At 67.7% G+C, this 24,642-nt stretch carries 20 protein-coding genes; 12 read left to right on the forward strand and 8 right to left on the reverse strand.

The window, feature by feature from the left end; genetic code table 11:
- Window positions 1-210 precede the first annotated feature (210 nt).
- From IHE57_RS01200 to IHE57_RS01210, 3 genes are read right to left on the reverse strand one after another with little or no spacing between them, the layout of a single operon-like run.
- Window positions 211-1,497 (reverse strand): sensor histidine kinase, encoded by a 1,287-nt coding sequence (locus IHE57_RS01200; protein ID WP_209370234.1) that lies wholly within the window; start codon window positions 1,495-1,497, stop codon window positions 211-213.
- Between the two features lie 4 nt (window positions 1,498-1,501).
- Window positions 1,502-2,470 (reverse strand): response regulator transcription factor, encoded by a 969-nt coding sequence (locus tag IHE57_RS01205; RefSeq protein ID WP_209370236.1) that lies wholly within the window; start codon window positions 2,468-2,470, stop codon window positions 1,502-1,504.
- A complete protein-coding gene (locus tag IHE57_RS01210) occupies window positions 2,470-3,225 on the reverse strand; it encodes a hypothetical protein (RefSeq protein WP_253719820.1) in 756 nt (251 codons plus the stop codon). Before IHE57_RS01210 ends, IHE57_RS01205 begins: the two co-directional genes overlap by 1 nt.
- A gap of 320 nt (window positions 3,226-3,545) precedes the next feature.
- Here IHE57_RS01210 and IHE57_RS01215 point away from each other — a divergent pair, with 320 nt between their 5' ends.
- Window positions 3,546-3,827, forward strand: a complete 282-nt coding sequence (locus IHE57_RS01215; RefSeq protein WP_209370238.1) for a hypothetical protein — start codon at window positions 3,546-3,548, stop codon at window positions 3,825-3,827.
- Window positions 3,828-4,029: 202 nt separating this feature from the next.
- Here the strand turns inward: IHE57_RS01215 and IHE57_RS01220 are convergent, their stop codons facing one another.
- The 3 genes from IHE57_RS01220 to IHE57_RS01230 form a co-directional block, all read right to left on the reverse strand.
- Window positions 4,030-6,288, reverse strand: coding sequence for a heavy metal translocating P-type ATPase (locus IHE57_RS01220; RefSeq protein ID WP_209370240.1), 2,259 nt, complete (start codon window positions 6,286-6,288; stop codon window positions 4,030-4,032).
- Entirely contained in the window at window positions 6,288-6,500 is a 213-nt protein-coding gene (locus IHE57_RS01225) for a heavy-metal-associated domain-containing protein (protein ID WP_209324314.1), read from the reverse strand. Before IHE57_RS01225 ends, IHE57_RS01220 begins: the two co-directional genes overlap by 1 nt.
- An 85-nt stretch (window positions 6,501-6,585) precedes the next feature.
- The gene (locus IHE57_RS01230) at window positions 6,586-6,879 is read right to left on the reverse strand and encodes a metal-sensitive transcriptional regulator (protein WP_209324313.1); all 294 of its coding nucleotides are present in this window, start codon (window positions 6,877-6,879) and stop codon (window positions 6,586-6,588) included.
- Window positions 6,880-6,992: 113 nt separating this feature from the next.
- On the opposite strand from IHE57_RS01230, the gene IHE57_RS01235 reads away from it, so the two are divergent.
- The 4 genes from IHE57_RS01235 (at window position 6,993) to IHE57_RS01250 (ending at window position 13,023) form a co-directional block, all read left to right on the forward strand.
- A complete protein-coding gene (locus IHE57_RS01235) occupies window positions 6,993-8,831 on the forward strand; it encodes an MOSC domain-containing protein (protein WP_209370243.1) in 1,839 nt (612 codons plus the stop codon).
- A 131-nt stretch (window positions 8,832-8,962) separates the two neighbouring features.
- A complete protein-coding gene (locus tag IHE57_RS01240) occupies window positions 8,963-10,870 on the forward strand; it encodes a sensor histidine kinase (protein ID WP_209370246.1) in 1,908 nt (635 codons plus the stop codon).
- A gap of 93 nt (window positions 10,871-10,963) precedes the next feature.
- Window positions 10,964-12,181, forward strand: a complete 1,218-nt coding sequence (locus IHE57_RS01245; RefSeq protein ID WP_209370247.1) for an acetyl-CoA C-acetyltransferase — start codon at window positions 10,964-10,966, stop codon at window positions 12,179-12,181.
- 107 nt (window positions 12,182-12,288) lie between these two features.
- Complete coding sequence (locus IHE57_RS01250) at window positions 12,289-13,023, forward strand: response regulator (RefSeq protein WP_209324309.1); 735 nt, start codon at window positions 12,289-12,291, stop codon at window positions 13,021-13,023.
- Window positions 13,024-13,242: 219 nt separating this feature from the next.
- Here the strand turns inward: IHE57_RS01250 and IHE57_RS01255 are convergent, their stop codons facing one another.
- Window positions 13,243-14,820, reverse strand: coding sequence for a succinic semialdehyde dehydrogenase (locus IHE57_RS01255; RefSeq protein WP_253719821.1), 1,578 nt, complete (start codon window positions 14,818-14,820; stop codon window positions 13,243-13,245).
- A 49-nt stretch (window positions 14,821-14,869) separates the two neighbouring features.
- Here IHE57_RS01255 and IHE57_RS01260 point away from each other — a divergent pair, with 49 nt between their 5' ends.
- The 4 genes from IHE57_RS01260 to IHE57_RS01275 all read left to right on the forward strand — a co-directional run bounded on the left by IHE57_RS01260 (window position 14,870) and on the right by IHE57_RS01275 (window position 20,010).
- Entirely contained in the window at window positions 14,870-16,129 is a 1,260-nt protein-coding gene (locus tag IHE57_RS01260; protein ID WP_209370249.1) for a type III PLP-dependent enzyme domain-containing protein, read from the forward strand.
- A 5-nt stretch (window positions 16,130-16,134) separates the two neighbouring features.
- Window positions 16,135-17,541, forward strand: coding sequence for a D-arabinono-1,4-lactone oxidase (locus IHE57_RS01265; RefSeq protein ID WP_209370574.1), 1,407 nt, complete (start codon window positions 16,135-16,137; stop codon window positions 17,539-17,541).
- A 130-nt stretch (window positions 17,542-17,671) separates the two neighbouring features.
- Window positions 17,672-19,051 (forward strand): MFS transporter, encoded by a 1,380-nt coding sequence (locus IHE57_RS01270; RefSeq protein WP_209370250.1) that lies wholly within the window; start codon window positions 17,672-17,674, stop codon window positions 19,049-19,051.
- Between the two features lie 158 nt (window positions 19,052-19,209).
- Window positions 19,210-20,010, forward strand: a complete 801-nt coding sequence (locus tag IHE57_RS01275; RefSeq protein ID WP_209370251.1) for a transcriptional regulator — start codon at window positions 19,210-19,212, stop codon at window positions 20,008-20,010.
- Window positions 20,011-20,023: 13 nt separating this feature from the next.
- Here the strand turns inward: IHE57_RS01275 and purB are convergent, their stop codons facing one another.
- A complete protein-coding gene (gene purB, locus IHE57_RS01280) occupies window positions 20,024-21,457 on the reverse strand; it encodes an adenylosuccinate lyase (RefSeq protein WP_209370252.1) in 1,434 nt (477 codons plus the stop codon).
- Window positions 21,458-21,791: 334 nt separating this feature from the next.
- Between purB and IHE57_RS01285 the strand changes: the two genes are divergently transcribed.
- Genes IHE57_RS01285 through IHE57_RS01295 form a run of 3 tightly spaced genes read left to right on the forward strand, consistent with a single transcriptional unit; the run spans window position 21,792 to window position 24,291 of the window.
- Complete coding sequence (locus IHE57_RS01285) at window positions 21,792-22,037, forward strand: hypothetical protein (protein WP_209370255.1); 246 nt, start codon at window positions 21,792-21,794, stop codon at window positions 22,035-22,037.
- Complete coding sequence (locus IHE57_RS01290) at window positions 22,034-22,777, forward strand: hypothetical protein (protein ID WP_209370257.1); 744 nt, start codon at window positions 22,034-22,036, stop codon at window positions 22,775-22,777. The genes IHE57_RS01285 and IHE57_RS01290 overlap by 4 nt, the downstream gene beginning before the upstream one ends.
- Complete coding sequence (locus IHE57_RS01295) at window positions 22,774-24,291, forward strand: hypothetical protein (RefSeq protein WP_209370259.1); 1,518 nt, start codon at window positions 22,774-22,776, stop codon at window positions 24,289-24,291. The genes IHE57_RS01290 and IHE57_RS01295 overlap by 4 nt, the downstream gene beginning before the upstream one ends.
- Window positions 24,292-24,642: the final 351 nt, after the last annotated feature.

Here is a 24,642-nt window from a genome sequence, read left to right on the forward strand (position 1 = left end):
CTCCGTGTTTCGCTGACTTGTCGAAGGCTGTCGGCCTCTCCGACCGCTTCAACACAACATCACAAAAGTGTAACGGCCATATATAGAAACTGTCATATTTAAGTGACGAGTCGCACGATTTCTACGGAATCCGTTCGGGCGTGAAGGGGCAGCGAAACGAAGTCGCTCCTGGTCAGCGCCCTTTCATGGCGGGGAGCCGGCTCGGCCAGGCTACCCGCTCTTGCTGTCGATGTATTGTCTCAGCGCGCGATCCTGGGCCTCTTCGCTGGGGAAGATCACCTCGGTGCGGGCGCCGCCCGTGACCGAATCGTTGCTGAAGATGAGCTTGATGCCCAGCAGGCGGGCCTGGCCCTGAGCGATGACGAGGCCGAGTCCCATTCCGCCGCCGCCCGCGGAGACGAAGCGGGTCGGTCCGGTGTTGACGATGTCGGGCGGGTAGCCGGGGCCCGAATCGGTGATGATGATGCTGCGGGTGCTCGTCTCCAGGCGGATCGGGTCGCCGCCGTGTTTGATGGCGTTGACGAGCAGGTTCGAGATGATGCGCTCGAAACGGCGCACATCGGTGACCAGCGTCGAGTTCAGGGCCGACAGCTGCGTGTCGATCGTATGTCCGGCCAGAGCTCCGGAGGCCTCCATGGTGCCCAGCAGCGAACGGATCGCCTGATCGACGTCGACTCGGGAGAATTCGGGATTCGCTCGGCCGGCATCGAGGCGGGAGACCTCGAGGAGGTCCTCGACGAGGATCTGCATGCGCTGCACCCGGTCCTTGACGAGCTCGGCCGGCCGGGAGTCCTCCTCGAGCAGGTTCGCCGCGTTGACCAGCCCGGTCAGCGGGGTCCGCATCTCGTGGGCGAGATCGGCGGTGAAGCGCTGCTCGGAGTCGATGCGCTCGGTCAGTCGGGCGACCGCGGTGTCCACGGCCGTGGCGAAGGCCCAGACCTCCTGATCGGATTCGTCGATGACGTCGGCGATGCGGGTGCTCGTGTCCCCGCCGGCGATCTTCCGGGCGGCCTGCGCGCCGAGGGTGAGGCGGCGGGAGATCCGTCCGGCCACGATGGAGCCGACGCCGCCGACGACGAGGGCGGACCCGATCATGCCCACCAGCAGGGCTTGGTCGATGCGGCCGATGAGCTCCTGACTGTCCTTCGTCGAGGCGCGAACGGAGATCACCTCGGTGTAGGTGCCGACCTCGATCGGGGCCGCGGCCCAGACGATCTCCTCACCGTCGACCTCGGAGCGGATCGTCACGCTCTGGCCCTTGAGCGCCGCGCTGCGGGCGTCCTTGGGAAGCTGCGGATCATCGATGCGGGCGTTGAGGGTGAGCACCCCCGTCTCGGAGAAGATGGCGGTCGCGTTCGTCAGCTGCTCGGTCACCGTCGAGCGCATCCGGTCGTCCTCGGCGCGGGCCGCGGACTGGCGGAGCACGATCGAGCAGGAGAGGACGGCGATGATCACCGAGGCGACGATGAGCAGAGAGATCTTCCAGCGCAGCGACATGCGTTCAGCCTGCGAAGCGGTAGCCGAATCCGCGAACGGTTTCGATCATGCTCGCCCCGATCTTCTTGCGCAGCCGCTGGATGTGGACATCGACGACACGGGAGTCGCCGGCCCATTCATAGCCCCAGACGGTGAAGGCGATCTTCTCGCGGGAGTACACGTGTTCGGGCTGTTCGGTCAGCAGCAGGAGGACGCGCAGCTCGGTGGGGGTGAGGTGGACCTCCTCGCCGTCGATCTCCACGGTCAGGCGGCCGGTGTCGAGGACGAGCGAACCGAGGCGAGTGCGGAAGGGGCCGAGCCCATCGCCGCCTGCCACCGCACCGGACTGCACCGACGGGGTGCCGGTCGGACGCGGAGGGACCCCGGAGTCACCGCTGATGGCGCCTTCGTCATCGGCCTCCTCGGGGCCGGTGGTGAACTTCCCACCCGCACCGAGGTACGTGTCATCGGACTCGAGCTGGGCGCGCAGACGGTCTCGCGTGTCCATCCCCGGGCTGGCTCCGAGCACCTCGGGGATGCCGTCGCCGGTGACCATGCCGCCGGGGCCGATGACGGTCTCGTGCTCATCGGCCGCCTCGGGGGCGGGGGAGTAGCCGAGCTTGTCCGTCCCGGTGGTGATGAAGCGACGGACGACGGCGCGGATGCGCGCGTTGAGGACCTGCATATCGAAGGGCTTGGTGAGGTAGTCGTCGGCTCCGGCCTCGAGGGCCTGGACGATGTCGATGGCATCGGAGCGGGCGGAGATGATGATGATCGGGATCGTCGACCGCTCACGCACGGCTCGGCAGATGGAGGCGCCGTTCATCGTCGGCAGCATGAGGTCGAGGAGGAGGACGTCGGCGCCGTGGGCGGAGACGAATTCGTACCCCTCACGGCCGTCGGCGAAGGCCGAGACCGTGTAATCGAAGCGTTCGAGCCCGATCTGGGTCGTTTCCCGGATGACCTCGTCATCCTCAACCAGAACAATATGCATTACGTTTCTCCATTAAGCCGCGTGAAGCGTTGACCCGGTTCAAACCTACCGTCGTGCAGGCGGAAGACCTGCACCGACCACCCCGAAGGGCAACAGGCATCGTCGCCGTCGGCGAACATCGCCTCCTGCACCACCAGTGTCCCATTCTTGCCCGGACTGAGCGTGAGCTGATTGCCGGTGGCGATGAGCTCGAGCCGGGGTTCGCCGTCGTGCTTGCTGATGACAGCGCCCGCGATGACCTCGTCCCTCTGCTTCGGATTCGCCACCGTCACGACCTGGAACTTCTTGTCGTCGCTGAGGAACGGAGTGGAGAACTTCAGGCACTTCTCACAGTCGGCGACGACCTTCGCCGACTCCGAGGCGCTGCCGGTGACCGCCACACCTGAGGACTTCTCGATGGTCCTGCGGATCTCATCGAGGGAGAACGGTTCGTTCGGCGGACCGGCGTCGGTGTTGTCAGGGGCGAAGAGGGAAGGGGAGGGATTGCCCTCGGGAGAGACCTTGAGGCCGCGGTCGGGCCCGCACGCGGTGGCCGTGAACGCCACGACGGCGATGAGCAGAAGGGCTGCGAAGGCGCGCAGACCGCTGCGGCCGGTGTTCGTGCGCCCGGGGGCGGTGCGAGGGGTGCTGGCGCAGCAATCGCGACCAGGCGGGATGCGGGGGATGTCGGCGCAGCAATCGCGACCAGGCAGGGCCTGGCCGGTGCGAAATGGGCGCGACGCCTCCCCGGAGGCGTGTCGAGAGGGGATTGACACACACTCATTTTTGCCTGTTCCGGGCCTGTAGTCCACCTGATCGACCGCCGAGGCGAGTCGGATCCCACCCGCATGACCAGCGGTCGAGCGCCGTTCAGGCTTCTCAAGGCGGCTTGTGCCGACCTCGCTCGAGGTGCGCATCCACTCCGCGCGAGATGTGCATCGACCTCGCGCGAGTCGCGGGGGCCGCTCGCGTCCCAGGGATCACTCCGGTGGGGACGGGGCGTCCTCCGCGGAGGGATGAAGGGGCATCGAGGGGGCGGCTGTGATCTCAGGCACGGAGGGGGCCGGCTCTCAGCTGGGGCCGGTAGACTGGGGGCATGTTGCCAACGAACACCCCGAAGAAGAAGTCCTCAGGCGGCAAGCCCACGAGCACCGTTTCGTACAAGGACGCGATCAAGGTCGGCGTCTTCTGCGGCATCGCGACCCTGATCCTCGCCCTCATCGTCACTCGTGCTTGGCAGGACGGCCGAGCCTTCGGCTACGCATTCATCTACGCCGGCGCAGCCTTCGTGGTGGTGGCCGGCTTCGCAAGCTACCTCAATTGGGTGATGCGCAAGGACACGCAGAACAAAGACCAGTCCTACCCCGTCCTCAAGTAAGCAGCCCGTGCTCAAGGAGCACGGCAGAGGCAGCGGCGCTCTAGCAGTGCTCTGAGCAGCGCTCTGCTGACGGATTTCGAGGGAAGGAAATGCAGGTTTCGATGCCGAAAGCCTGCATTTCCTTCCCTCGAAATCTCTCCTGTAACGGACACCGGCCCGCCGGGAGACCGGCCGATCCGAGCGTCGGCCGGCCCAGCCTCTGCTACTCGAAGCGGAGCAGCCGGAGGCTGTTGAGGATGACGAAGACCGAGGAGAAGGCCATGGCGGCCCCCGCGATCATCGGATCCAGCAGACCGAAGGCCGCGATCGGAATCGCTGCCGTGTTGTAGGCGAAGGCCCAGAACAGGTTGCCCTTGATGAGGCTGAGGGTTCTGCGCGAGAGCCGAACGGCCTGGGGGATCTGCCGCGGATCGGACTTGACCATGGTGATGTCCGAGGCGGCCATCGCGGCATCCGTGCCCGAACCCATTGCGATGCCGAGGTCGGCACCGGCCAGGGCCGCGGCGTCGTTGATCCCGTCGCCGACCATGGCCACGGCCCGACCCCGCTCCTGGAGCTCGGTGATCACCGAGACCTTGCCTTCGGGACGGACGTCAGCCCGGACCTCGGTGATTCCGAGAGTCTCGGCGACGACCTCGGCTGCTTGGGCGTTGTCCCCGGTCAGCAGCACGGTTTCGAGTCCGAGTGAGTGCAGCTCGGCGATCGCCTCGGCGGCGGAGGGCTTGGCCTCGTCGGCGACGAAGCTCAGACCCCGGAATCGGCCGTCGATCGCCAGGGCGACGATCGTGGCTCCGCGGGGAACGGACTCAGCGGAGACCTCGACCTCGATGCCGTGCTCGCGGAGCAGGTCCGGACGGCCGGCGAGCACCTCGGCGCCGTCGATCGTGGCCCGCAGGCCGCCGCCGGGGATGTTCTCGAAGTCCGTGACCTCCTGGGTCTCGGCCAGCGCGCCCGTCGGGGACCCGGCTGCCGCACCGACGACCTCGGGGGCGGCTTCGACGAGGGCACGGGCGATCGGGTGCTCGCTGCGGGACTCCAGTCGTGCGAGGATCCCGAAGTCCGCGGCCGGCAGATCGGTTCCGACCAGACTCATCACTCCCGTGGTCAGGGTGCCGGTCTTGTCGAGCACGACCGTGTCGATCGACCGCGTCGACTCCAGGGCCTCGGGCCCGGAGACGAGGATGCCCAGCTGCGATCCGCGGCCGGACGACACTGCCAGCGCGGTCGGTGTGGCCAGTCCCAGCGCGCAGGGGCAGGCGATGATGAGGACGGTGAGGCCCGCGTGGAGGCCCATCGCCCAATCGCCGGTGGCGAAGCCCCAGACCAGCAGTGTGACCACAGCGATGCCGAAGACGATCGGCACGAACACCGCCGAGATCCGGTCGGCCAGGCGTGCTACGGCGGGCTTGCCGGTCTGGGCGCGGCTGACGAGGTCGGCCATGGCCGCCAGCGTCGTATCCGAGCCCACCCGCGTGGCCCTGACCTCGAGCACTCCCGAGGTGTTGATGGTGGCGCCGGTGACGCTGTCGCCGGGAGCGACCTCGACCGGCACTGATTCTCCGGTGAGCATCGCCTCGTCGATCGCCGAGTGGCCGGTGAGCACCTCGCCGTCGGTGGCGATCTTCTCACCGGGGCGGACGAGGAAGACGTCGCCGACGGCGAGTTCGTCGATCGGCACCTGCACCTCGGTGCGCGAGCCGTGCGCCGGCGCACCGGAAGCAGCCGCTGTCGTGCCAGGGGCAGACGCAGCCTCTCCCGGCCCTTCCCGGAGCACGGTCGCGGACTTCGCGCCGAGGTCGAGCAGGGCCTTGAGCGCCGCGGTCGCCCGGGTCTTCGCGCGGTCCTCGGTGAGCTTGCCGATGAGCAGGAACACCGTGATCGCCGCGGCGGCCTCGAACCACACGTGGTACTCGGCCGGGATCGTCCAGCCGTAGCCGTCGGCCACCGCTCGAGCGAGCGTGTAATAGGAGTATCCGCTGGCGACGATGATGCCGACGCTGACGAGGGTGTCCATGGTCGTCGACCCGCCTCGTGCGGCCTTGTACGCGGCCGAGTGGAACGGCCACGCGCCCCAGGTCACCACGGGCAGGGCGAGAAGCGCCACGACCCACTGCCAGCCGGCGAAGTGCCAGCCCATGACCATGGAGACCGCGACGCTCGGCACGGCGAGGATGAGCGAGCCGATGAAACGCGGCCGCAGATGCCTCGGATCGTAGTCGACGATCTCGGGGCCCGAGGAGCCCGTCGAGGACTCGCGCACCCTCGCCCCGTAGCCGGCCTTCTCGACGGCGGCGGTGATGTCCGCATCGGTCAGATCCGAGTCGATGACGACGTGTGCGGTCTCGAGCGGAAGGTTGACCTCGGCGGACACCCCGTCGAGGCGGGTGAGCTTCTTCTCGATCCGCGCCGAGCAGGACGCGCAGGTCATTCCCGTGATGTCGAGATCGACCTCGCGGGACATCACTTCACCTCGTAGCCGGCCTCGTCGACGGCGGCGCGGATCGCCGCGGCATCGAGCTCAGCCTCCGAGGTGATCGTCACCGGGGAGTCGCCCCCGGCGTTGAGATCGACGGCGACGTCGCTCACGCCCGGCAGCGCGCCGAGCTCTTCCTTGACTGCGGCCTCGCAGTGTCCGCAGGTCATGCCCGTTACGGTGATGTTCGTGGTGGTCATTGCATTCTCCGATCAGCTGTGTACTGTGTCCGACTGCCGATCCCAGGCGTCGTCCCTCCCCTTCCGGGCGGACGCGGCCCGGGGCTCAGCTCTTGATGAGTCGGGCGATGGCGGCTGATGCCTCCTCGATCTTCTTCCGCGCGGCCTCGTCGTCGCCGGATGAGGCGGCGTCGACCACGCAGTGAGCGATGTGCTCTTCGAGGAGGTTGATGGAGACCGCATGCAGCGCGGCTGTCGCGGCGGAGACCTGGGTGAGGATGTCGATGCAGTACTTGTCGTCATCGATCATCTTCCCGATGCCGCGGACCTGACCTTCGATCCGCTTCATCCTCCGCGCGAGAGCGTCCTTCTGCGGGGTGTATCCATGATGCTCAGTCATGAATACACCATATACCCCTACAGGGTATCAGGCAATGTCTCCGCACCGAGGAGGATGTGCGTTTGCTCTCACCGCGGGTCCTGTTCCTCGTCCTGGCTCCTACAATCGAGGGTATGCGTGTTGCCAATCTGTTCCGTTTCCCGGTGAAGGGATTCCCCGCCGAGGAGCTCACCGAGGCGAGGGTGGTCAAGGACCGCGGAATCTGCGGCGACCGGGTCGCCGCGTTCACCAACGGCAGCCTCGATGTCCCCGACGATGCCTGGCATTCGTACTCGGCGTTCACCGTGCTCAAGAACGAAACCGAGCTGCAGAAGTGGCGCGTCGCCGTGTTCCCGACCGAAGCAGACGGGCCCGAGGCCCCTCTCGATTCGCGGAACGGGGCGGCCCGCGGCGCCGAGCATGTGAGCGGAGCCGCGACGGTGACGCTGACGGACCCGGCGGGCGAATCGACGACCTTCACCACGGATGACCGGGAGGAAAGGGCCGCCTCGGCGGAATTCCTCTCCGAGCGCATACCCCCTCAGGGTGAGTTCCCGCGAGCGCTGGCCGTTGCGGAGCAGGGGATGTTCGATTCGCAGAAGTCGGGGATCTCGCTGATCAACCCGGCCACGGTCGCCGCGATCGCCGACACCGAGGAGGGCCGGGCGGCACTCGGCGCCGACGCCGACGAGCTCGATCCCCTGCGCTTCCGCGGCAATGTCCTCGTCGACGGTCTCGAGCCCTTCGAGGAATTCGCGCTCATCGGCACGGTCATCCGCCTCGGCGGGGTGCGGCTGGCGATCCGCTCAACGATCGAACGCTGCCCGGCGACCACGGTCAACCCCCGCACCACCGCGGTCGACGTCAACGTCCCGCAGGTGCTCAACGCCGCCTGCGGACATCTGCACTGCGGAATCTACGGGCAGATCCTCGAGACCGGCGACATCGCCGTCGGCGACGAGATCGTCGTCGAGGGCGAGGCACCGCGCGAACTCGTCAAGACCGCACGCACCCCGCGCTTCATGACCGTGGTCGGTCGCCGTCAGATCTGCAACGACATCGTCGAGGTGGCGCTGCGTGACGATCTCGGATGGATCCGCGAATTCGACGAACCGGGCACGAATCTGCGCGTCCACCTCGATCTCGGCGCACCGTTCTGGCGCACCTACACGATCACCGACGTCGACGACGACATCGTCCGCATCGCCGTGCGCACACAGGGCAGAGGCTCGCGCGCAGTCGCCGAACTCGAGGCCGACCAGCGCATCCTCACCTCCGGCCCACATGGGACCATGACCGCCTCCCGCGTCTTCGGCGGCACGACGGCTCTGATCACCGCCGGCATCGGCATCACCCCGAGTCTCGGGCTGCTGCGCTCCGACGGGCTCGAGGAGCTGCCCGACACCGAGAGGATCAAGCTCTTCCACGTCGACCGCGATCACCGCACCGCCTGCCTGTGGAACCGCCTGCAGGAGAGGGCAGGCGGCGGCCGGGTCCCCGTCGAGGCCCACCACCGGGACACCGCGACCGAGGGAAGGCCGAGCCACCGGGAGCTCGTCGACTGGGTGGCAGGCTGCGACAACGTCATGGTCTGCGGTCCCAGGGACTTCACGGCGGCCGTGCTCTCGGCCAGCGCCGAGGCAGGAGTCCCGGCCGTCCACCAGGAGACCTTCGCCTCCCCGAACACGGGAATGAGCGAGATCATCGCCGGCTGTTCGGCCGCCGAGGTGACGCTGGAGAACTCCGGGACGAGCTTCGTCTGGGAACCGAAGGAGGGCACCCTGCTCGAGTCCCTCGAGGCCCGCGGATTCCGCTCCCCGAGCTCGTGCCGCGGCGGCTCCTGCGGAACCTGTGCGGTGTCCCTGGCCGCCGGATCCGTGCTCTACCCGATCGAACCGGCCGCACGGATCAGCGACGACGAAGTGCTCGTGTGCTCTGCGGTTCCCGCGGGACCGATCAGCCTGGACCTCTGAAGCCTGCGGGGCAGATCATCCTGGGCCCTGAAGCCTGCGGGCCCAGGTCCTGTCCTGTCTCCGACCGCGGCCCGGAGCCTAGCGGATTCGTCCCGGCTGGCGGGTGATTCGCAGGTGGCACAATGGTTTCCATGCCCAGGGAGAAGCGAACCATTCTGTCGAAGGGGCCCGCCGGACCGGTGGTCCGCCTGAGTCGGTGGGTCCGCCTCGGCGTGGCCGGACGGATCATGTTCGCGAACTCGATCATGCTCGTGGGCATCATGGTGCTCACGACGAGTCTCCTCTACATCCAGCTCTCCCAGCTGAACACGAAGCGGGAGCAGGACCTGCTGAGCTCGGCCGCGGACAACCTGTCGCTGTCCCTCGGCCTCGTCGGCACCGGAGAGGCCGGGCAGGACGACTTCCTCGATGCCGAGTCCCGAGCCGATGTCGAGACCATGCTGGGCAACGTCATCAGCCAGTACGAATTCGATGTGGCCGCCGTCGTGCCCTTGGACTTCCTGCTCACCCCGCCCACCCTCGGCTCACCCGATCGGCAGCAGACGCTGGAGGAGCAGATCGCCTCGGCGAACTCCGGGCGGATCCCCGAGGACTCGATCGACCAGCTGGCGCAGTCCGTCGACGAGGAGGCCATCGAGGACGGCGAGTCGAGCGTGCGCTTCATCGACGACGGCGGGCCCGGCGACGGCACCATGTACGTCATCACCCCGGTGCACGCCGAACACGTCGGCGCAGACGGGCTGGGACCGGACACCGTCGTCGGCGCCGTGATCGTCGGCAGCTCCGCCGACTCGGTCCGTGAGGGCTTCCTCGCGCAGAGCAAATGGCTCATCGGCATCGCCGCGCTCACCCTCGCCCTCGGCATCGGCTCCTCCTGGGTGACGTCCCGTGGGCTGCGCAGAGTCACCGGCGACTACGGCGCCGATGAGCTGCGCAGCATGCTCGATTTCTACTCCTCGGTGCTCAAGGCGGTCTCCGAAGGCCTGCTGCTGGTCGACCGCTCACGGGGGATCGTGCTCATCAACGCCGAGGCCAGGGAGCTGCTCGGCTTGCCGACGGCCGACGACGAAGCGGACCCGATCTCCGCCTCGGCCGGTGACGCGCCCCCGGCCGAGACCTCTGCGGTGGGTGCGCCGCTGGACGAGCTCGACCTGCCCGAGGCACTGCTCGATCTGCTCGCCTCGGGCCGCTGGGCCCGCGACGAGATCCACTACACCGACGACCGCGTCCTCGTGGTCAACCAGCAGCCCACCGAGGCCGCCAGCGACACCTGGGTCGTGACGATGCGCGACCATACGGAACTGGCCGAGCTCTCGGGCGAACTCGTCTCCGTCCGCTCCTTCTCCGACTCGCTGCGGGCACAGACCCACGAATACGCGAACCGGCTGCACATGGTCGTGTCCCTGCTCGAGACCGGACATGTCGACGAGGCCATCGACTTCGCGGCCAAAGACCTCGACGATCTCAACCGCGCGGGCGGGGACGGCTCGATGACCTTCGACCACCCGGTCCTCTCCGCACTGCTGCTGTCGAAGATCGCGCAGGCCGGTGAGGTGGGAATCGAGATGACGGTGGACACCGCGGGTCTCACCGGCAGCCTCGGCGGGGACGACCGGGATCTCGCGACGATCCTCGGCAACCTCATCGACAATGCCTTCGACGCCCTGAGCAGACAGGACGTGCCGCCCGAGGACAAGAGGGTGCACGTCCACCTCTCCGGTGCGGGCGGTCCCGCGGGCTTCACGATCGAGGTCAGCGACGACGGGCCCGGCATCGACGAGGAGCACCTCGATGCGATCTTCGAACGGGGCTGGTCGACGAAGCACGACGGAGTCGAGACCGACCAGGGACAGGGACGTCAGCAGACAGGCACCCGCGGGGTCGGACTCTCGCTGGTCGTACAGGCGATCCGGCGCCTCGGGGGAGCCGTGGACGTGCAGGGCCGCGGTGAGGACTGCGACCGATTCAAGGGAGCTGTGCTCACGGTGTGGCTGCCGGACGCAGCCGGGACCGGACTCGGCTCGTTTCCCAATGATTGAAACCGATCCCGCCCGACCGGCATTCCCGATCTAGACTGCACGCAGGATGCGCGCGGCCGGCGAGGGCCGCGTGCCGAGGAGTGGAGGAGCCCAATGGACCAGGACATCGTCGTATGTGAGCCGCTGAGGACCCCGATCGGAGCCTTCGGAGGTCAGTTCCGGGACATTCCCGCGCATGAACTCTCCGCCACCGTCGTCCGAGAGCTGATGAACCGCACCGGACTGAACCCCGAACTCGTCGCCGACGTCATCATGGGGCAGGGCTACGCCACCTCCGAGGCTCCCTGCATCGGCCGTGTCACCGCGCTCGACGCGGGGCTGCCCGTGACCGTGCCCGGCAAGCAGGTCGACCGGCGCTGCGGTTCGGGTCTGCAGGCGATCATCGACGCGGCCATGGTCGTTGGCTCCGGAAACGGCGACTTCGTCATCGCCGGCGGCGTCGAGTCCATGTCGCACGCTCCCTTCTACAACGACACCATCAGGTGGGGTGTGCGCGGGGGCAATGCCGATTTCATCGACTCGCTCGCCCGCGGCCGGACCACTCCGGGCGGGAGGTTCCACCCCGTTGCAGGCGGCATGCTCGAGACCGCTGAGAACCTGCGCCGCGAGTACTCGATCGGTCGCGAGGAGCAGGACGAGCTCGCCTTCACCTCCCACCAGCGGGCGGCCGCGGCGGCAGCCGATGGACGGTTCGCCGAGGAGATCGTGCCCGTGACGATCCCCGCCACCCGCAAGATCGCCGAACACGAAGTCGAGACTGATGAGCACATCCGCCCCGATACGGACCTCGAGAAGCTCGCGCGGCTGCGTCCCATCAGGGGCAGGGTCGACGAGGAGGCGACCGTGACCGCCGGCAACGCCTCGGGACAGAACGACGGAGCAGCGGCCGCCATCGTCACCACACGGTCCGCCGCCGAGGCGCACGGACTCAAACCGCTCGGCCGCCTGGTCAGCTGGGCTGTTTCCGGTGTGGCCCCGGAGACCATGGGCATCGGCCCGGTACCGGCCACCGCCCGGGCGCTCGAGAAGGCCGGGCTCGAGCTGTCCGATATCGACCTCATCGAACTCAACGAGGCCTTCGCCGCGCAGGCGCTCGCAGTCACCCGTGAATGGGGACTGGGCAAGGAGGACTTCGGCCGCCTCAACGTCAACGGCTCGGGCATCTCGCTCGGGCACCCCGTCGGCGCTACGGGCGGCCGGATCTTGGCCACTCTGCTGCGCGAGATGGATCGCCGCGAGGCCCGTTTCGGCCTGGAGACCATGTGCATCGGCGGCGGCCAGGGCATCGCAGCCGTCTTCGAACGCATGTGACTCGCACGGCACGCATGGCTGCGCGTTCCGGACCTGTGTCGCTGATGTGCCCAGGCTGGAACACGAACCAAGGGTCCCCTCAGTGAGCTGAAGCTAGACTGAGGGGCATGTCAGACACAACTGGGTCCGAATCGAGCATCGGTGTGCTCGTCGTCGAGGACGAGGCGGTCGCCGCGCGTGCTCACGCGAAGTACGTCGAACGTCTCGACGGCTATCACGTTGCGGGAGTGGCGAAGAACGCCACCCAGGCGATGGCCGCGCTGACCGGACAGATCTACGGACTCGACCCCGAGGGCATCCACCTCGTCCTCCTGGATATGAATCTGCCCGACGGTCATGGGATCCAGGTCTGTCGGGCGATCCGCGGGCAGCGCGTCGAGGTCGACATCATCGCCGTCACCGCTGCCCGGGACATGCAGATCGTGCAGGAGGCCCTGTCCTACGGGGTCGCCCAATACATCATCAAGCCCTTCACCTTCCCGGTCTTCAAGTCCAAGCTCGAGGCCTACTCATCGTTCCGCAACCGCCTCGGCGGGGACTCGGGCGAGGGCGAGGTCACGCAGACCGAGGTCGACAAGGCGATCTCGGCTCTGCGCACCCACACCGTGGCGGCCACCGCCAAAGGGGTCCCCGACGCTGTGCAGGACGAAGTCAGGAGCCTCCTCGGTGAGAAGCCGGGCCAGTCCGCCGCCGAGGTGGCCGAAGGCCTCGGAGTCTCCCGGGTCACTGCCCGCCGCTACCTCGAGTCCATGGCCGACGCCGGCATGCTCGAGCGTCGCCCGAGGTACGGGGCCGCAGGTCGCCCCGTCCTCGAGTACACCGTCGTCACCGAGAACGCCTGAGGCAGCAGCCGCCTGCCCTCGAGCATCGGGCCGCGCACCCCGGTGCGCCTCGGCGCGCGAAGCGGCCTCCCGCGCAGCGGATATGCTCGCAGGTGGCGGCGCAGCGGACATGCTCGCAGGCCGCTAGGTGGTCGAAATGGGCGGACACACCCGCGGTGAATTCATCCCAAAACGACCACCTATGACCGCTTGCGATGACGCCAGGCGGCGCTCGCGGCCCTATCGCATCCGCAGGGCCCGCATCACCGACAGCGCCCCGGTCATGAGCGAGGCGAATCTCTGCTGATCGAGGGGACCGGCGGGCGCGAGCGGGTGGAGCCGCTGTTCGGCGATCGTGTGCGTGTGCATGAACTGGTGGATGCCCTCGATCCCGTGCCGGTGCCCCAGCCCCGAGGCCTTGACGCCGCCGGCCGGTGCCGCGACCGAGCCCCAGCTCGCCGGGTAGACCTCGTTGACATTGACCATTCCCGCCGCCACCTGGCGGGCGAACTCGCGCCCGCGGGAGCGCGAGTAGACGGAAGCGCTCAAGCCGTACTCGCTGTCATTGGCTGCGGCCACCGCCTCGGCGTCGGACGATACCGGGTAGACGGCGACGACGGGACCGAAGGTCTCCTGCCGGCGCAGCTCCGCCTCGGCGGGAACGTCCGTGAGCACGGTCGGAGCATAGAAGAACGGTCCGAGTTCGGGCACGGGGTGCCCGCCGGCGATGACCGTCGCCCCGACCTCCCGGGCCTGATCGACATGAGCGCTCACCCGCTCGAGCTGCTTCGGCCCGGCCAGGGACCCCATCCCCGGGCCGTACGCGTAGTCGGCGCTCAGGGTCAGGGCACGGGCCGCCTCGGCGAAGTGGGCGCAGAAGACGGGGTAGAGGTCCTGGTGGACGTAGATGCGCTCGATGGAGATGCACAGCTGGCCCGCCGAGGAGAAGCTGCCCCGGACGGCGCCCTCGACAGCGGCGGGCAGATCGGCGTCCGAGAGCACGAGCAGGGGATTCTTGCCCCCGAGTTCGAGAGCGGTCGGCAGCAGTCGCTGCCCCGCCTCGGCGGCGATCGATCGTCCTGCAGCCGTCGACCCGGTGAACGAGAGCCCATCGGCGCCGGCCATGAGGGCGGGCCCGACTTCGTCGACGGTGCCGGGCACGAGCTGCCAGACCTCGGCGGGCAGGCCGGCCGCGATCGCGAGGCGACGCATGAGGATCGCGGTCAGGGTGGTCTGCGAATCGGGTTTGTGGACGACGGCGTTGCCGGCGGCCAGGGACGCGAACAGATCGGTCGCGCCCAAGGTCAGCGGGTAGTTCCACGGCGTGATGAACCCGATCACGCCCAGCGGAGTGCGGGTCACCTCGGTGCGGGTGAGGGCCGGGATCGCCCCGCGGCGGCGCTCGGGCCGGAGGTACTGAGAGGTCATCACGCCGTAGTGGCGCAGGACGTTGAATGTGTCGAGGACCTCGTCATAGGCGTGGATGCGGGCCTTGCCGGTCTCGAACTGGATGACGTCGAGCAGCAGGTCCTCGTGCCGGCGCAGTGTCGAATGCAGTCGCATCAGCACCTTCGCCCGGTGCTCGGGGGACTGCGCGGCCCATGCTCGAGCGGCGATGCGAGCGGTCGTATAGGCGGCCTCGACATCGGCGGCCGTGTTCTGGGCGAAGCGATCGAACTCCTCACCGGTGAACGGTTCGGGGCTGCGCACCCGCGTACCCGATCCCGAGGCCTCGGCATAGGGATCGGTGTCGAGGAGGTCCCGCAGGGCCGCGGTGACGTGGGAGGCGGTGGGAGCAGCGGCGGATTCGGATCTCATCAGGTTCCCTCTCATGTGACGTGGGTCATCTGCGGATAGACTACCGAACATGGTTTCGAGGGATCTGCGTCGTGCATTGGATGGAATCGGGGCACCGACGGCCGTGATCGATCTCGGGGCATTCGATTCCAATCTCGACGCGCTGGCCGAACGTGCCCGAGGCCTGCCGATCCGGATCGCCACGAAGTCCCTGCGCACCGCATCTGCGATCGAACGGGCACTGGAGCATCCCGCTTACTCCGGCGTGCTCGCCTATTCGGTGCCGGAGGCCCTCACACTCCATGCCCGCGGCGTCCGCGACATCGTCATCGGCTACCCGAGCCTCGATCGGCGGGCCCTGGCCGATCTCCTCGCCGAGGCGGATGCGACCGGCACCATCACGCTGATGATCGATTCCGTCGCCCACCTCGACGTCATCGACGACGTCCGCAGAGGCCTCGCCGAGGCGGGGGAGGGCACCGCCGTGGGGCGGTCCGCGACCGCGCAGCATCGCGACACCGCCGAGGCGGCGGCCGCCTCGGTGCGGGTGTGCATCGACGTCGATTCCTCCTTCCGCCCCGCCGAGGCCTGGCTGGGCGATCGGATCCACATCGGGGCCCGGCGCTCGCCGATCAGAGAAGCGAGCTCCGCCGCCGCACTCGCGGAACAGGTCGCGGCCCGACCCGGTTTCGAACTCGTCGGACTGATGTTCTACGAGGGACAGATCGCCGGCACCGCCGACGCCGGACGCTCCGCCCGGCAGGCCGTCGTCCGGGCTTTGCAGAGGGCCTCGATCGCGGAACTCGCCGAGCGCAGGGCCGCCGTCACCGCCGCCGTGCGCGATGTCGCCGAACTCGAATTCGTCAACGGCGGCGGCACGGGCTCCTTCGAATCCAGCGCGGTCGCGGGCACGCTCACCGAACTCGCTGCGGGGTCCGGACTCTTCTCCCCGGCGCTCTTCGACGGCTACACGCATTTCCGCCACAGTCCCGCCGCCTTTTTCGCCACGCCGGTCGTACGCCGACCGGCGCCGGGCTGGGTGACGGTGTTCAAGGGCGGTTTCATCGCCTCCGGAGTGCCCGGAGAAGACCGGGCGCCGACCATCGCCTGGCCGCCGGGGCTCGAGTACTCGAGCCTCGAAGGGGCCGGCGAGGTGCAGACGCCGCTGACGGGGCCCGGGACCGAAGTCCTGCGCATCGGCGACCTCGTATGGTTCCGCCATGCGAAGGCCGGGGAGCTGGCCGAACACTTCAACGAATTCCTCGTCGTCTCGGGAGCGACCGTCGTCGAGAGCTGGTCGACGTACCGGGGAGAAGGGCTGGTGCTGTGAGCACGATGAACAGGGGCGGAGCGGTTCGCACAGGACTTTTCGCGGGAACCGGTGCCGCCGGCCAGCGTACGGGCCGGGCCAGCCGCGCGTTCAGGAGCTGGTCCGGGCACGTCCACGCTCATCCGCACACCTTCGAAAGCCCCGCCTCGGTCGAGGCGCTGTCAGATGTCGTCGATCGGGCGAGCGCTGCCGGCGACCGGCTGCGTGTCGTCGGTGCGGGCCATTCCTTCACCCCGATCGCCGCCGGAACAGACGTCATGGTCAACCTCGACGAGCTCACCGGCATCGTCGCCGTCGACGAAACCGCTCGCCGCGTGCGCTTTCGCGCCGGCACTCGGCTGCGCGACATCCCCGCGCTCCTGGAGCCCTTCGGTCTGGCCCTGGCCAATCAGGGCGACGTCAACCCGCAGTCGCTGGCCGGCGCGATCTCGACCAGCACCCACGGCACCGGACTCGGATTCACCGGTTTCGCCGGCACCGTCACCGGACTGAGCCTGATGGGCCCGGATGGAAACGTACGCGAACTGTCCGCGGAGACCGAAGCCGAGGCATTCGATCTGGCTCGCGTGAGCCTGGGCGTGCTCGGAGTCGTCACCGAGGTCGAACTCCAATGCGTTCGCGCTTTCGACCTCATCGCCGAGGAGCACGTCGTCGGATTCGCCGAGCTGCTCGACGGACTCTCCGAAAGGATGCAGGCGGCGGACCACTTCGAGTTCTACTGGTTCCCGCACACCGATGCGGCGCTGACGAAGACGAACACTCGTGTGGCTCCGGACGATGCCGGACCCGGGCGATTGGCCGCGGCGTTGCCGCGCAACCGCTGGGTCACCCTGCTCGACAAGGAGATCGTGGAGAACGGGGCCCTCCGGCTGGCCGTCGAGCTCGGTGCCGCAGTGCCGAACGTGGTGCCCTCGATCAACCGCCTCGCCCAGTCCCTGGTCTCGGATCGGATGTACCGGGCGGCCGGTCATGACGTATTCGTGACCCCGCGCCGGGTGCGATTCAACGAGATGGAGTACGCCCTGCCGTTCGCCGCCGGCGCCGAGGCGATTCGGGAGATCAGGGAGATGATCGAGGCGAAGGGCTGGTCGATCTCCTTCCCCATCGAGGTCCGGTGCGCGGCCGCCGACGATGTGCCGCTGTCGACGGCGACGGGACGGGAGACGATGTACATCGCCGTCCACCGGTTCGCCAAGGAGGACTTCGCCGAGTACTTCCGTGTCGTCGAAGCGATCCTCCGCCGCCACGGGGGCCGGCCTCACTGGGGGAAGATCCATACGCTTGCGGCCGCTGATCTGCGCGAGCTCTACTCGCGCTTCGACGACTTCTGTGCCCTGCGGGCCCGCCTGGACCCCGACGCGATGTTCGGCAATCGGTACACGGACTCGCTGTTCGGGCTCAGCCGCCGCTGACGGGTTCGGCTCCGACCGCCCGCTGCGTCCGAGGCTCAGTCCTTCCCACTGCGTCGCCGCGGCCGCTGCCGATTCGCACTGAGGATCTGAGGGGGCTTGTGGCCCGTGAGCGGGCTGATACGCTCGGGCCATGACCGAGTTCGACGGGAACCGTCCTGCTGCACCCACTGCGACCGAGAACCGAGAGCGGGAGAAGGGGCGCCGGCGGTCGATGTTCGTCGCAGCGTTCGGCACCGTCGTCGAATGGTACGACTTCTCGATCTTCTTCTATGTCGCCACGACCCTGACCACCGAATTCTTCGGCGATCAGACCGATTCGCTGCTGCTCACCCTCGGTGTGGGGGCGGCAGGATTCCTCTTCCGTCCCTTGGGGGCGATGGTCTTCGGCCACCTCGGCGATCGAATCGGACGGCGATCCACGCTCATCATCTCCGCGGTCCTCATGGCCATCTCCATGCTGGGCATCGCGGTGATTCCGAACTACGAAGCGATCGGCATCTGGGCGGGTGTCCTCATGGTCACGCTGCGGTGCCTGTCCGGCTTCTCCGTCGGCGCCGAGTACACCGGCATCATGGTCTTCCTGATGGAATCGGCCGGGCCGGGCAGGCGTGGACTGGCGGCGAGCTGGGCCGCGGCCAACAGCGAGGTCGGCGCGCTCCTCGCGGTCGGTTCCGGGGCGCTGCTGGCCAATACGCTCAGCCCCGACGCGATGAGTTCGTGGGGCTGGCGACTGCTGTTCGTCCTCGGCGCTGTGCTCGCCGCACTCATGGTGCCGCTGCGGACGATGATGGAGGAGACCGACACCTTCAAACGGCTGCAGAAGGCGGAGGATGAGAAGAAGGAGAAGAAGGACCGCGCTCTCGAGCGCTCGCCGCTCATCACCGCCTTTCTCGAACAGCCTCGCGCGATCATCGTCGCCTTCCTCATCTCCTCGATCGGCTCGGTCAGCTACTTCCTCAACATCACCTATGTGCCCACCTATATCGAGGAGGTCGCGAAGGTCCCGAACTCCGGCTCCCTGGCTCTGGGCACGGTGGCCGCCGTCGTCGCCATCATCGTCACGCCCTTCTTCGGGGTGGCCTCCGACAGGTTCGGACGGAAGCCGACGCTGGCCGCACTCATGGTCGTCTTCGTCCTCACCACAATTCCCGCCTATGTGCTGCTGAGCAATCAGTCCGCAGGCATCGCCGTCGCCGGTTCGGCCTTCCTCGCCATCCCCGCTGCCGGGTGGAGTGGTGTGGCTGCGGCCATGGTTCCCGAGCAGTTCACCGGCACGAGCCGGTTCTCGGGCATGGCGATCGGCTACAACATCGCCACCGTCCTCTTCGGCGGGCTCTCCCCGCTCATCGCGACTGCGCTCATGTCGTCGACCGGAGTGCCCCTGGCCCCCGCGATCTACGCAACCGTGGTCATCGTCGTCGCGGGAATCCCCACCCTCATCCTCGCTCGCAGCATGGGGCACAAAACGCTCGCCGAGGTGGACGCGGACAGGCACCTCGTCCCCGCCTGAGTCCGGTGGCTGCGGCGGTCTGCATCGGATCGATGACAGACGTGGCAGTTCTGCCACACACAGCGCACACCTCGAACATCTGCCGCTTCTAGGTTGGAGTCATGACAGGCATTCGGGTGATCGACTCCCGGGTGTGAGAATCCGATCAAGGAGCCATCATGAAACGCGTGAACCGCGCCGCATTCACCGCCGCCGCCCTGCTCAGCTGCACATTGACCTTCTCAGGCTGCTCCCTCATCAGCCAGGCCCTCCCACAGGGACAGGACGGAACGGCCGGCGAGCAGGCAGGCTCGGACGGACAGGAGCAGGGGACCGGAGCAGACGACTCCGGACAGAGCCCGGAGACCGACGAGGTGGCCGCCGACCCCTCCTCGTCAGCGGCCGATGGCGCGTCGGGTACGGAGGGAGGCGCGGCGGGCACGGCCGCATCGGGCACGGACGACGGGGCAACAGCTTCCGAGGACGGGACCACCGGCTCGGATACCGGGGCGTCCTCCGGCAGCCAGACCGAAGTGTCCATCGGGGAGAGCTTCACGGATCTGGAGATGGAGGACAGCATCGAGGTGCTCTCGGCCGTGCGGAACTTCGACTCGAGCAAGAAGTCCTCCGCCATCGAGCTGGGCGGCGAGGTCGTCCTCCTCGAGGTCAAGATCACCCCGGGGCAGAAATACGGCGGGCTCGTCTCGACCGGAGACTTCAAGATCTCCTACGACGGCGGATCCGACTACCGATTCAACCAGACGACCGGCGTCGAAGAGGAGATGAAGGCCGCGGGCTATACGCCGCTGGAGAACGTGTCCCGGCGCGACGGAGGCACCCATCAGGGGTGGATCGCCTTCGTCCCGAGCGAGAAGGACGACACGTACAAGATCCGCTACGAACGCGGCGCCGGCGAGGTCATGGGAACCGGGGAGAAGGTCCCCGCATTCACCAAGATCTTCGACATTCCGAACTCCTGAGACGACGACCGGATCAGGCTTCGCTGAATGCCTTCCAGTCGGAGACCTCGGCTTCGGCCAGCTGGGCGGCCACGCCGATGTAGGTAGCGGGCGTGAGGGCCTTGAGCAGCTCGGCCCGGTCCTCGGGCAGGCCGAGACCGGAGACGAACTCCTGCAGGTCGGTCTGATCGATGCGTTTGCCGCGCGTGAGCTCTTTGAGCGTTTCGTACGGGTTCTCCATCCCCGGCACACCCTGGAGCCCGGCGGCACGCATCACCGACTGGACAGCCTCGCCGAGGACCTCCCAGTTCGCGTCGAGGTCGGCGGCCAGCGCATCCTCGTTGATGGCCAGGGCCTTCAGGCCCTTGACCAGGTTGTTCAACGCCAGCACCGAGTGTCCGAAGGCGACGCCGATATTGCGCTGTGAGGTCGAGTCGGTGAGGTCGCGCTGCATCCGCGAGGTCACCAGGGTCGAGGCCAGGGAATCGAGCAGCGCGCATGAGAGCTCGAGATTCGCTTCGGCGTTCTCGAAGCGGATGGGGTTGACCTTGTGCGGCATCGTCGACGAGCCGGTCGCCCCAGCCACGGGGATCTGCTTGAAGTAGTTCATCGAGATGTAGGTCCACATATCGGTCGCTAGATTATGGGCGATGCGATTGAACCGGGCGATGTCTGCGAAGAGCTCGGCGTCCCAATCATGGGACTCGATCTGCGTGGTCAGGGAGTTGAAGCTCAGCCCGAGGCGGTCCTCGACGAAGGTCTGCGCGATCTGCGGCCAGTCCGCTCCCGGCACAGCGGCCATATGCGCCGAGTAGGTGCCGGTGGCGCCGTTGATCTTGCCGAGGAAGTCGGTGGCGGCGATGCGTTCGTACTGGCGGCGCAGACGGTGGACGAAGACCGCGAGCTCCTTGCCCATCGTCGTCGGGGTGGCCGGCTGACCGTGGGTGTGGGCGAGCATCGGCACCTCGGCCAGCGCCGAGGCGGATTCGGCGAGGGCATCGATGAGCGCTTTCGCGCGGGGCAGCCACACCTGCTCGGTCGCACCCTTGATCCCCAGCGCCCAGGACAGATTGTTGATGTCCTCCGAGGTGCAGCAGAAGTGCACGAGCTCGCTCAGATCATCGGCGCCGATCTCGACTAGGGCCTCTTTGACTGTGTATTCGACGGCTTTGACATCGTGCACGGTGACCGCCTCATGCGCAGCCAGCGTGCCGATGGTCTCGGCGTCGAAGCCGGCCGCGAAGGCCCGCAGGCCGTCGACCTCCTCGGGGGTGAGACGACGCACCGAGTCGATCACGGAGTTCTGCGCGAGGTGGATGAACCATTCGATCTCGACGGTGATGCGGTTGCGGTTGAGTGCCGCCTCGGAGAGGTGATCGACGAGGTCAGCAGTGTCTTTGCGGTAGCGACCATCAAGCGGTCCGAGAGCGATGGAGGGCGTGATTTCGGCAAGGGAAACAGTCGGCATGCCCCTATTTTCTCATGACCGGCAGGACAGGGCGGAACGCGGCCGCTCGACGGCCCCGGCGACGGCGATGGAAAGAGGCGGCGGCAGCCGACTCGGATGCATCCACCTGTGGACAGGCAGCCGACTTCGACGTGTGCGCCCTGTGGATCCCCGAGGGCCGTCCCCAGGCCTCGGAGCGGGCCTTCCCCTCTCCTTCCGAGCCCGCCTACGGTCGAGGAGATCGGTTGCAGGCGGCGAGGACGGAGGAGGGCAGTTCGGGACGGAGACGAGCCGACGAGAACCGTGACGAAGAGAGCTGCACCGGCGAGAGCCGCACGTGTGAGAGGGGAGAAGGGTGATCACGGACGAGCTGGCGCGCAATCGAGACCAGTGGCTGCGTCGGGCGGACAGGCTGCGCACGCTCGCGCAGGAGTGCCGCGGGATCGACAGCTGGGATTCCCCGGCCGGAGAGCTGCTCGACGACAGGGTGAGATCGTGCGCGGAGTCGATCGACCTCCTCGCCGCATGCGCGGACGAACTCGCTGAGGCGTACGAGCTGCACCTGCAGGTCGTTTCGGTGGGAGGGCGGATCCAACTGTGAATGCCGCTTCCGAATCCGCCGCCGAGACGCTCGAGAGATGGATCGTCGTCGATCTCGAACGGATCAGGAGGCTGCCCGAGCGCCTGCGCAGGCTCTGGCCGCATGAATTGCTCCCAGCCAGGGACGATGGAGGCTCGGGACCTGCCTCGACGGGGGACGGGGACTCGAGGTCCGCCTCGGCGGGGGACGATGGAGGCTCGGGACCTGCCTCGACGGCAGCCGGAGACGAAGACGCCGTCGTCCTCGACGAACCCGGCACTTCGCGCCGGGAACCCGATGTGCTCATGGCCTGGTTGGCAGGCTTCGCTGCTGAGCTCAACCACACCGACGTACGAGTCACGGTCGTCGTGTCCTCGGGTGTCGAAACCCTCCATCTCGCGCTCTGCCTCGGCGGGAGCACCGGTCTGGCGGTGCTGGCGCTGAAGGGTGAGGGCTTGGAGGGCTTCTCAGGCCATCAGCTCCTGCGCAGGATCGACCCTGTGGAGATCGGACCCGTCGTCGAGGGGCTTGCGGGGCTCGTCGAACAGGACTGCGTGCTCACACTGAGCTGGGCTGCGCGTGAGGGAGCCACGGGGCTCGAGTTCCTCCACCGCAGGGACGGTCGCTGGTTCCGTCCGGTTCTCGAGCGTTCCGGGGGCTCCGTCACCGTCGATGTCGGCGACGAAGCCGGAGCCTCGGCGGTGCGGATGCTGTTGGCCGCCGTCCTCGCGCGGATGCTGACGACGGGAACGCGGCGATGATCGACTCACATACCCGCGGCGGCGGGAGGATCACAGTCGACGAGCGGGCCGACGCCAGCGGTGACGCGCTGCAGACCGTCATCACCGATGTCGGCGACCTGAGCCTCGAAGCCGCAGTGGGCGACTTCGACCTCGCGACCCTGCTGACGCAGGTGCCCGCGCCCGTCACGGCGCTCAATCTCGATGCCTGCCGAATCCGCTTCCACCAGCAGCTGGCGGCTTCGCTCCTCGAGCTCGAGGCCACGATGCTCGGGGTCCGGGCCGCGGCCTTGGCCTACCGACAGGCGGAGAAAGGTCTCAGCGAGGTATTCGGCGGGCTCCTCGACTCCCTCGGCTACGCCACTGGACGTGTCATCGCCATCAGCCTACCGGTGCTCATCCCCGTCGCCCTCGCCGTCGGCAGCCAGGTCGTGGTGGTGACGAAGATCCTCGATGCCACGGGTCTCGACGAGGCCATCGCGAAGCGCTTCGGCATCGATCTCGGCACGACCAAGGCGAAGGCCGAGGAGGCGCTGACCAGGCTCGTATTCGAGCACTCCGATGCCTCCGGGGCGGTCATCGAGCATGTGCTTCCGGGTATGATCGTCGGTTTCATCGGCCTGCCGCCCGCTGTCCTGGACACGGACGCCGACCACGCCTTCTGGCCGCACGATTCGCAGTCGATGACGATCTGGCTGCTGGCCGGAGCGAATCGGTTCGGCCTCCTGCTCCCCTCCGACGTGGAGGTGTGGAAGGCCGAAGGCCTGACCCCGCCGCACGAGACGCCGCCGCAGGACCTCGAAGACCTCTACGCCCGCGAGGCCGGCCGCCACCACGGGGCGGACTCCGGCCAGGTCCGCATCGAGGAGATCGTCGGTGCTGACGGCACGACCCGGTACATCGTCTACGTCCCGGCCACCACCGACTGGTCCGCGACGTCGGGAGACAACACGACCGATATGACGACGAACGTCCAGGGCATGGCGGGCAACGACACGGTGATGCGCGAGATGGTGCGGCAGGCCGTCGCCGATGCAGGAATCGGCGCGGACGCCGAGGTCATGCTCGTCGGCTATTCGCAGGGCGGCATCACTGCCGGCTCCCTGGCCGCGGACCCGGCGTTCCTGGCCGACGTCAACGTCACGGCACTGATGACGGTGGGTGCTCCGATCTCGGATTTCCCCATCGGCCCTGGCGTCGACGTGCTGTCCGTCGAGCACGAACAGGACCTGGTGCCCGATCTCGACGGGAACGAGAACCCGGCCACCGCCAACTGGTCGACTGTCACCGTCGACTACGACCCCGAGGAGCTGCGTCGGGCTCCGAGCCTCACGGACAAGACCGATGCCGAGCTCGACGACATGTTCGCCTCGGCGGGAGCGGCCCACTCATCCGCGGCCTATGCTGCGTCAATCGCTCTGCTGCTGCGAGCGGGACATCCGGCTCTCAGCCGGTTCACTGCGAACAACTCGGGGTTCTTCACCGGAGACCTCAAGAAGACCCGCGACTACCAGGGCAGACGCAAGCACACCTGAGGGCAGGAGCGCAGTCGCTCCGGTTCGCAGCGGGGGACGGAAGACCTCGATCACGCGTTCGGCGGGACGTCCTCCCAGTGGTCGGACGTGCGTTGGTCGGACGATGGAGCAACTCAGCGCCGACCGACAATTGTCCTCGCAGAGCTTTGGAACTCGGCCACATGTGTCGATCTGGGGCCATAGTCTGTTCTTGACCTGCACTTTTGATGCTCGAACCGCTGGGTGAGAGTGGCAAGCGGTGAGTGGATTCGGTATCGTTGGATCACCTGTGAATCAGATCACTCGAGGGTGAGTTCTCACATCCGAGGGCCTGCCCGACGGACACGGTCCACCACTGGTCACCTCCGGTGA

Source organism: Brevibacterium renqingii, assembly GCF_017808105.1.
GTDB classification, from domain to species: domain Bacteria; phylum Actinomycetota; class Actinomycetes; order Actinomycetales; family Brevibacteriaceae; genus Brevibacterium; species Brevibacterium renqingii.